6 protein-coding genes are annotated in these 7,755 nt (G+C 70.3%); 2 read left to right on the top strand and 4 right to left on the bottom strand.

Annotated features, from left to right (window positions below):
- Positions 1–47 precede the first annotated feature (47 nt).
- Positions 48–926 (bottom strand): endonuclease/exonuclease/phosphatase family protein, encoded by an 879-nt coding sequence (locus tag ACWGKJ_RS26470; protein WP_385033964.1) that lies wholly within the window; start codon positions 924–926, stop codon positions 48–50.
- 159 nt (positions 927–1,085) lie between these two features.
- Here ACWGKJ_RS26470 and ACWGKJ_RS26465 point away from each other — a divergent pair, with 159 nt between their 5' ends.
- Positions 1,086–2,591: an MFS transporter gene (locus ACWGKJ_RS26465; RefSeq protein ID WP_385033962.1), complete on the top strand. Its 1,506-nt coding sequence runs from the start codon at positions 1,086–1,088 to the stop codon at positions 2,589–2,591.
- Between the two features lie 48 nt (positions 2,592–2,639).
- The gene (locus tag ACWGKJ_RS26460; protein WP_385033959.1) at positions 2,640–3,485 is read left to right on the top strand and encodes a TetR/AcrR family transcriptional regulator; all 846 of its coding nucleotides are present in this window, start codon (positions 2,640–2,642) and stop codon (positions 3,483–3,485) included.
- A gap of 71 nt (positions 3,486–3,556) precedes the next feature.
- Here ACWGKJ_RS26460 and ACWGKJ_RS26455 read toward each other — a convergent pair whose 3' ends face one another.
- The 3 genes from ACWGKJ_RS26455 to ACWGKJ_RS26445 all read right to left on the bottom strand — a co-directional run bounded on the left by ACWGKJ_RS26455 (position 3,557) and on the right by ACWGKJ_RS26445 (position 7,688).
- Positions 3,557–4,027 (bottom strand): PPOX class F420-dependent oxidoreductase, encoded by a 471-nt coding sequence (locus ACWGKJ_RS26455; RefSeq protein ID WP_385033956.1) that lies wholly within the window; start codon positions 4,025–4,027, stop codon positions 3,557–3,559.
- Positions 4,028–4,212: 185 nt separating this feature from the next.
- The gene (locus ACWGKJ_RS26450; protein ID WP_385033954.1) at positions 4,213–5,031 is read right to left on the bottom strand and encodes a YceI family protein; all 819 of its coding nucleotides are present in this window, start codon (positions 5,029–5,031) and stop codon (positions 4,213–4,215) included.
- Positions 5,032–5,174: 143 nt separating this feature from the next.
- Positions 5,175–7,688, bottom strand: coding sequence for an MFS transporter (locus ACWGKJ_RS26445; RefSeq protein ID WP_385027059.1), 2,514 nt, complete (start codon positions 7,686–7,688; stop codon positions 5,175–5,177).
- Positions 7,689–7,755: the final 67 nt, after the last annotated feature.

Genomic DNA, 7,755 nt, shown 5'->3' with positions numbered 1-7,755 from the left:
GGGCCGGGGAGAGACTCCCCGGCCCGCCCCTTCTCCGCGCTCCCCGCCTACCGCTCCAGCGACACATCCGCCACGATGGGCCGATGGTCGGACGCGAGCGTGTCGGGTACCTCGGCGCCGCGCACCCCCACCCCCCGCGACACCGCCACATAGTCGATCCGCTGCACCGGATTCAGCGCGGGAAACGTCGGCGCCCCCGGGTCCACATCCGTCAGTTCACGCCAGAGCGGCGCCAGTTCGGGTGCGTCCGGGGTGGCGTTGAAGTCGCCCAGGAGGATCTTGCGGTGGTGGTCCCGCCCCATGATGCGGCGGGTCTCGGCGACCTGGCTCACCCGTACGGAGGGGTCGGCGCGGTAGTCCAGATGCGTCACATACACATGGAGCGGTACGCCCTTCACCCGCAGATCGACCTCACCGAAGCCGGGCGCGGGCGCCGGGACCGGGTCCGGGTCCTGGGTGGAGAGGCGGGTGATCTCGTGGTTCACGGCCTTCAGGATGCGGTACCTGGAGAGCACCGCCACGCCGAACTCCCGCCCGCCGACGCGGTATATCGGCGCGAAGTACACCCGCATCCCGAGCCGTTCCGCCAGCTCACCCGCCACATCCCGCCACTCGCTGCGCGCGGCCCAGTGGACGTCGACCTCCTCCAGGCCGATCACGTCCGCGTGCAGCGCACGCAGGGCGGACGCCTGCCGGTCCAGGTCGAAGACGTTGTCCATCCCGGCGCCCGCGTGGATGTTGTACGAGGCGATCCGCAGCGGAACATCACGGCTGCGGGCGCGCTCGGGGTGCTCCTGCGCCCGTACACCCGTCTGCCCCTGCTTTTGCCCCTGCGCGTGGGCCTGCGCCTGAGCCGGGGGCACGGCCAGCGCCGCCAGGAGGCCGGAGACCAGAAGCACTTCAGCAACACGACCAGTCAGCTTCATCGGACGTCACTACCCGCAAGCGGATCGGCGCAAAACGAATGTACACCGTAGAAGGATTTCCCTTACGGTGTACGACTCCACGGTCGGCCCGGCCGTACGGGACCCGGCAGACCACATCAGCTCCGCTCCCGCCCCACCCCTCCACACCCAGGAGTCGGCATGACGGCCACCGCAGCCGAGCACGAGAGCACCGCCGCCCGGCACCCCCAGCGCTGGGTGATCCTCGGCGTGATCTGTCTGGCCCAGCTCACCGTGCTGCTCGACAACACCGTCCTCAACGTCGCGATCCCGTCGCTCACCCGCGATCTGCGCGCGTCCACCGCGGACATCCAGTGGATGATCAACGCGTACTCACTCGTGCAGTCGGGCCTGCTGCTCACCGCGGGCAGCTCCGCCGACCGCTACGGCCGCAAGAAGATGCTGATCGCGGGCCTCACGCTGTTCGGCGCCGGGTCGCTCGTCGCGGGGCTCGCCCACTCCACCGGACAGCTGATCGCCGCCCGCGCGGGCATGGGCGTCGGCGGCGCGCTGCTGATGACCACCACCCTGGCCGTCGTCGTCCAGATCTTCGACAACACCGAGCGGGTCAAAGCCATCGGCCTCTGGTCCACGGTCAATTCACTCGGTTTCGCCGCCGGGCCGCTCATCGGCGGTGCGATGCTCGACCACTTCTGGTGGGGCGCGATCTTCCTGGTCAACATCCCGGTGGCCGTCGTCGCGCTGGCCGCGGTCGTCTCCCTCGTACCGGAGTCGAAGAACCCGTCCGGAGAGCGTCCCGATCTGCTCGGTGCGCTGCTCTCCACCGTCGGGATGACCGCGGTCGTGTACGCGATCATCTCGGGCCCCGCCCACGGCTGGACCTCGGCCCATGTCCTCCTCTCGGCTGCCATCGGCATCGTCTTCCTGGCCGGGTTCACCGCCTGGGAACTGCACATTCCGTTCCCCATGCTGGACATGCACTTCTTCCGCGACCAGCGCTTCGTCGGCGCCGTCGCCGGGGCGATCCTGGTCGCCTTCGGTATGGGCGGTTCGCTCTTCCTGCTCACCCAGCATCTGCAGTTCGTGCTCGGCTACGGGCCGCTGGACGCGGGGCTGCGGACGGCGCCCCTGGCGCTGACCATCGTGGCGCTGAACCTCACCGGGGTCTCGGCCAGGCTGCTGCCCCGGCTCGGTACGCCCGGCACCATCGCCGTCGGGATGACCGCGCTCGCCGCCGGTCTGGTGGCCATCGCGCTGCTCGGCGGGGACAGCTACCCGGGGATGCTGCTGGGGCTTGTGGTGATGGGCGCGGGCATCGCGTGTGCCATGCCCGCGATGGCCAACGCGATCATGAGCGCGATCCCGCCGGAGAAGGCCGGGGTCGGAGCGGGTGTCAACGGCACCCTGGCCGAATTCGGCAACGGCCTGGGCGTCGCCGTGCTCGGCGCCGTACTCAACTCCCGCTTCGCCGCTCTCCTGCCGGCGGCGCTGGGGGCCTCCTCGCTGCCCGCCGCTCTCGCCGCCGCCGACGGGCCGGGCGAGCGCGGCAGGGTGGCGGACGCTTTTGCCTCCGGTTTGCAGACGAGTCAACTGGTGGGCGCCGCAGCGGTACTTGCGGGCGGCCTGCTCGCCGCGGTGCTGCTCCGCAGGGCCGAGCGGGCAGACTCACCGGTAACAGCGGCCTAACATCGACACCGGTACCGGTGGATCCACACGTTCCGGAGGAGGCGCGCCATGGTGACTGCGGCCGACCGCGCGAAGGGTCCCGCGCGGACCAGTGTCTGGCTGGGCGAAAAGGTGACGCGCACCCGCAGAACGGATCAGCCGGACGGGCTCGACCTGGACAAGATCACCGCGGCGACGGTCCGGCTGCTGGACTCGGAGGGCCTCGCGAAGTTCTCCATGCGCCGGCTCGCCGCCGAACTGGGCGTCACGGCGATGTCGGTCTACTGGTACGTGGACACCAAGGACGACCTCCTCGAACTGGCCCTGGACGCGGTGATGGGCGAACTGACGCTGCCCGGGCAGGCGGACGGGGAGGAGGGCGGGGACAAGGCCGGAGCCGAGCCCGAAGCCGCCGGGGTCGGGAACGAGCCCGAAGCCGACTGGCGGCTTCAGCTGCGCCGCCTCGCCGCCGGATACCGGAGCGTCCTGGTCCGCCACCCCTGGGTCTCCCCGCTGGTCGGGGTGTTCCTCAACATCGGCCCGCACGCGGTGGAGTTCTCGTCGGCCGCCCAGGACGTGATGCGCAGCGCCGATCTGCCGCTGCGCGGCCAGACCGGGGGCCTCGCCGCTGTCTTCCAGTTCGTCTACGGATTCGGCACCGTCGAGGGCCACTTCAGGGACCGCTGTGCCAGGGCCGGGATGACCCAGGACGAGTACCACCAGCACGCCATGGGCACCATCAGCGAACAGCCCTCCCTGCGGCGGACGTTCGAGCAGGCCCAGGACGTGATCGCGGCGCGCGGCGGTGACACGGTCGAGGAGATGCGGGAGCGCGACTTCGACTTCGCCCTCGACCTGCTGATCGCGGGCATCGAGGCCAAACGGGGCGAGGACCCGGGGCTTCCCGGGACATGAGCCCCACCGGCCGCCGCGGGCGGGCCGCCGCGCTGTGACCGGAGTACGGCGGCGGCCCCGTGGCGCGGGTCTCAGCTGTCCTCGGCGAGCCGGGCAGGGAAGCCGCCGGTCGCGATCGGGCTCCACCGTTCCGGGGTGATCCGGATGATCGACTTGCCCTGCTCGACCATGGCCGCGCGGTACTCGTCCCAGTCCGGGTGCTCGCCGGAGATGTTCCGGAAGTACTCCACCAGCGGTTCCACCGAGTCAGGCGAGTCGATGACCTCGCCCGTTCCGTCGATCTGGACCCAGGGGCCGTTCCACTCGTCCGACAGCACGATGACGCTCACCCGGGCGTCGCGCCGTACGTTGCGGGTCTTGGCGCGCTCGGGGTATGTCGAGAGGACGATCCGCCCCGAGTCGTCCACCCCGCAGGTCAGCGGGGAGCCCTGGGGGCGGCCGTCGGAGCGGGTGGTGAGCAGGATCGCCCGGTGCCTGGGGCGTACGAAGTCGAGCAGTGCGGGCAGTTCCACGGTGGTGTTGGTCGCGATGTTGGGTGCCATGGCTGCACGATACGTCGCACCGTCAGGACCGGCCGGGCGGACGCGGGCAGCGGCTACCGCGCGGACCGTACGGCAGGCGCGGGCAGCGGAGAGCCCGGCCCCGCAGCGCGAGGGGTGAAGCGCTGCGGGGCCGGGCCCTGGGCTGTGCTGCGGTACCACGGCTGCGCCGCGGACCCGCCTGCCGGTCACACCGCAGGCAGCGAGTCCCCCTGCACGGCCTGGATGTCCAGCTCGACCTTGAGCGTCGTGCCGATGGCCGAGATGCCCGCCTGGACGACCTGGTTGTAGTTCATCGCGAAGTCCTCGCGGCGCAGTTCGGCCGTCGCGTGGAAGGCCGCGCGTACCCCGCCCCACGGGTCGGGGCCCGTGCCCAGGTAGCTCAGGTTCAGGTCGACCTCGCGGGCGACGCCGTGCAGCGACAGCTGACCGTGGACCGTCCAGCGGTCCGGGCCCGCGGGGGTGATCCCGGTGCTGCTGTAGGTGATCTGCGGGTAGCTCTCGACGTCCAGGAAGTCCGCGGACTTCAGATGGCCGTCCCGCATCCCGTTGCCCGTGTCGATCGAGGCCGTCGCGATGACCGCCTCGACCCGCGACTTCTCTACGTCCTCGGCGATCTCGATGCGGCCCACGAACTCCGTGAACCGGCCGTGCACGCTGGAGATCCCCAGGTGCTGGGCGACCGCCCCCACCGACGAGTGCGCCGGGTCCAGCGTCCAGGTGCCGGGCGGCGGGAGTTCCACACCGCCCTGCCTGGCCAGTACGACCGTGCCGACATCGGCACGGCCGCTCGCCGTGACGAAGGCCGTGGACGCGGCGGGCGCGTAACCGACGGCCGTCACGATCACGGTGTGCGGGCCGGGGGTCAGGGCCGCGTCGGCGCTCACCGTGCCGTCCTCGCCCACCTGCGCCCGCAGTACCTGGGCACCGGTCATGTCGGTCACGGTCACCACGGCGTGCTGAACCGCCCAGCCGTCGCGCGTCCGTACCTGTGCGCGAAGTCCCATCCCGTTCTCTCTCCTTCAAAAAAGTGGGCCCCGGGCGGTGGTGGCGGGCCGTCCCCTGCCCACCACCACCGCGTCCGGGGCTTGAAGGGGCCCGGCCTGGCCCGGCCCCTTCGCGCCCCGCATCCGCTGGGGCAGCCTGGTGACTACTCGCCCGGGTGGGCCAGTTCGATGTCGTGTCCGTCGATGCCGTTGCCCGCGACCGTCAACGAGCCCGCGACCGGCGGGTAACCCGTCGCGATGACCGTGTACTCGCCCGAGTTGAGGTCGGCGAATCCGTAGGCGCCGTCGGTCCCGGTGGTCGCCGTGGCCACCACGTTGCCCGCGGCGTCCACGAGCGTCACCCGGGCGTCGGGCAGCGGGCGCCGGTCGGATCCACCGCGTACGACACCCTGGACCAGCGAACCGGACTCCAGCGCGACCTCGATACGGGTCACGCCCTGGCCGCCGACGTCCACCGGCAGGGCCATCGGCCGGAAGCCGGCCGCGTTCACCGCGACGGTCACCGAGCCGGGGATCATCTCGCCGAAGGTGAAGTCGCCCTGCGCACCGGACTTGCCGGTGGCCAGCACATCGCCGCGCACATCGGTGACGACGACCATCGCGCCCTCGACGGCCTTGCCGCCGTCCGCGGACTTCACGGAACCGACGAGTCCGCTCGTACCGGAGAGGAGGATGTCGTACGACAGTGCCTCGTCCCCGACGGTCACGGTGGAGGCCTGCGGCTGGAAGCCGTCGGCCGACGCGATCAGGACGTACGAGCCGGAGCTCGGCGCGTCCACGGCGTAACCGCCGTCGCCCTGTGCCACCGCGCGGCCCAGCTGGCGCCCGGCCAGCGAGATCAGCGTGACGGCCGCCTGGCCGACGGGTGCGCCCTCGGCGCCCCTGACGACACCGTGGATCGTGATACCTGGGGTGGGAACGGACTGCATCGGCATCGTCTCCTCAGTGGTCGGGACACTCGTGGGGGGAGTGGCGTGGTCCGGCACGTGGCCGGCCGGAACGGCGTTGGTATCAACAGTCTCCGCCATCGCCGCCGGTACGGCGTCGGCGGGTGCTTCCTGCTCGGGCGCACCCACGGCACGGGTCCGCAGCGGGACCTCCTTGATGAAGAGCGTCACCAGGAAGGCGAGCAGCGCACACGCGGCCGCGTACAGGAAGACGTTCGCGACGCCGTGTCCGTACGCGCTCTCCATGATGGAGCGCAGCGGCTGCGGCAGGGCACTGATGTTGGGAACCGATCCGTCGCCCATGCCCTTTCCGGCCAGTGCGGCGCCCTTCGGGCCGAGGTCGTGCAGACCGTCGGTGACGAAGTGCGTGACCCGGTTGGCGAGCACCGCGCCCAGCGCCGAGACGCCGACCGCACCACCGAGGGAGCGGAAGAACGAGACGGTGGACGAGGCCGAGCCGAGGTCCTTCTGGGAGACCTGGTTCTGGGTGCAGAGCACCAGGTTCTGCATCATCATGCCGATGCCGAGACCCATCAGGGCCATGAAGATCGCCACGTGCCAGTACGTCGTGTCGTACCGGATGGTGGAGAGCAGGCCGAGCCCGGCGGTCACCAGCACACCACCGCTGACCAGCCAGATCTTCCACTTGCCTGTCCGGGTGATGAACTGTCCCGAGATGGTCGACGAGATGAACAGACCACCGATCATCGGGATCGTCATCACACCGGACATCGTCGGCGACTTGCCGCGCGCCAGCTGGAAGTACTGGCTGAAGAAGACGGTGCCGGAGAACATCGCGACACCGACGAACAGCGAGCCGATGGAGGCGAGGGTGATCGTCGGGTTGCGGAAGAGCCGCAGCGGGATGATCGGCTCGCTCGCCTTGGACTCGACGAGGACGAAGAGCAGCCCCAGGACGACGGAACCGCCGACCATGGCGCCCGTCTGCCAGGACATCCAGTCGTACTTGTCACCGGCGAAGGTGATCCAGACCATCAGCAGGGAGACGGCGGCGGCGATGAAGAACGCGCCGCTCCAGTCGACCTTGACCTCGCGCTTGATGACCGGGAGCTTCAGGGTCTTCTGCAGAACGATCAGCGCGATGATCGCGAAGGGCACCCCGACGTAGAAGCACCAGCGCCAGCCGAGCCAGCTGGTGTCCGTGATGACACCGCCGAGCAGCGGTCCCGCGACGGTCGCGACTGCGAAGGTCGCACCGAGGTAGCCGCTGTACCGGCCCCGCTCGCGCGGGGAGATCATCGCGGCCATCACGATCTGCGCGAGGGCGGAGAGACCGCCGACGCCGATGCCCTGGACGACCCGGAAGATGATCAGCGTCGACGAGTTCTGCGAGAGACCGGCGGCGGCCGAGCCCAGGACGTAGATGACCAGGGCTATCTGGACGAGCAGTTTCTTGCTGAACAGGTCGGAGAGCTTGCCCCAGAGCGGGGTGGTCGCCGTCATGGCCAGCAGGGACGCGGTGACGACCCAGGTGTACGAGGACTGGCTGCCGTGCAGATCGGAGACGATCTTCGGCAGCGCGTTGGTGACGATCGTCGACGAAAGGATCGCGACGAACATACCGAGCAGCAGGCCCGAGAGGGCCTCCATGATCTGCCGGTGTGTCATCGGGGCGCCGCTGTCGGGGGCGGGATGGCCCCCGTGCTTGGCGTGGCCGCCCCGCACACCGGCCGGTGTGGTCGTAGCCATGGAATTCCTTGTCTCTACTGACGCGGTCGATACGCGGGTCTGCGCGGATCCACGCGGTCTGTGCTGA

The organism is Streptomyces sp. NPDC054757, from assembly GCF_053612185.1.
This window is presented reverse-complemented; position numbering and strand designations above follow the sequence as displayed.

What these genes read in the sequence shown, in the direction of transcription:
- ACWGKJ_RS26470 (WP_385033964.1), bottom strand. Translation starts at nt 926, where the DNA reads ATGAAGCTGACTGGTCGTGTTGCTGAAGTGCTTCTGGTCTCCGGCCTC.
- ACWGKJ_RS26465 (WP_385033962.1), top strand. Translation starts at nt 1,086, where the DNA reads ATGACGGCCACCGCAGCCGAGCACGAGAGCACCGCCGCCCGGCACCCC.
- ACWGKJ_RS26460 (WP_385033959.1), top strand. Translation starts at nt 2,640, where the DNA reads ATGGTGACTGCGGCCGACCGCGCGAAGGGTCCCGCGCGGACCAGTGTC.
- ACWGKJ_RS26455 (WP_385033956.1), bottom strand. Translation starts at nt 4,027, where the DNA reads ATGGCACCCAACATCGCGACCAACACCACCGTGGAACTGCCCGCACTG.
- ACWGKJ_RS26450 (WP_385033954.1), bottom strand. Translation starts at nt 5,031, where the DNA reads ATGGGACTTCGCGCACAGGTACGGACGCGCGACGGCTGGGCGGTTCAG.
- ACWGKJ_RS26445 (WP_385027059.1), bottom strand. Translation starts at nt 7,688, where the DNA reads ATGGCTACGACCACACCGGCCGGTGTGCGGGGCGGCCACGCCAAGCAC.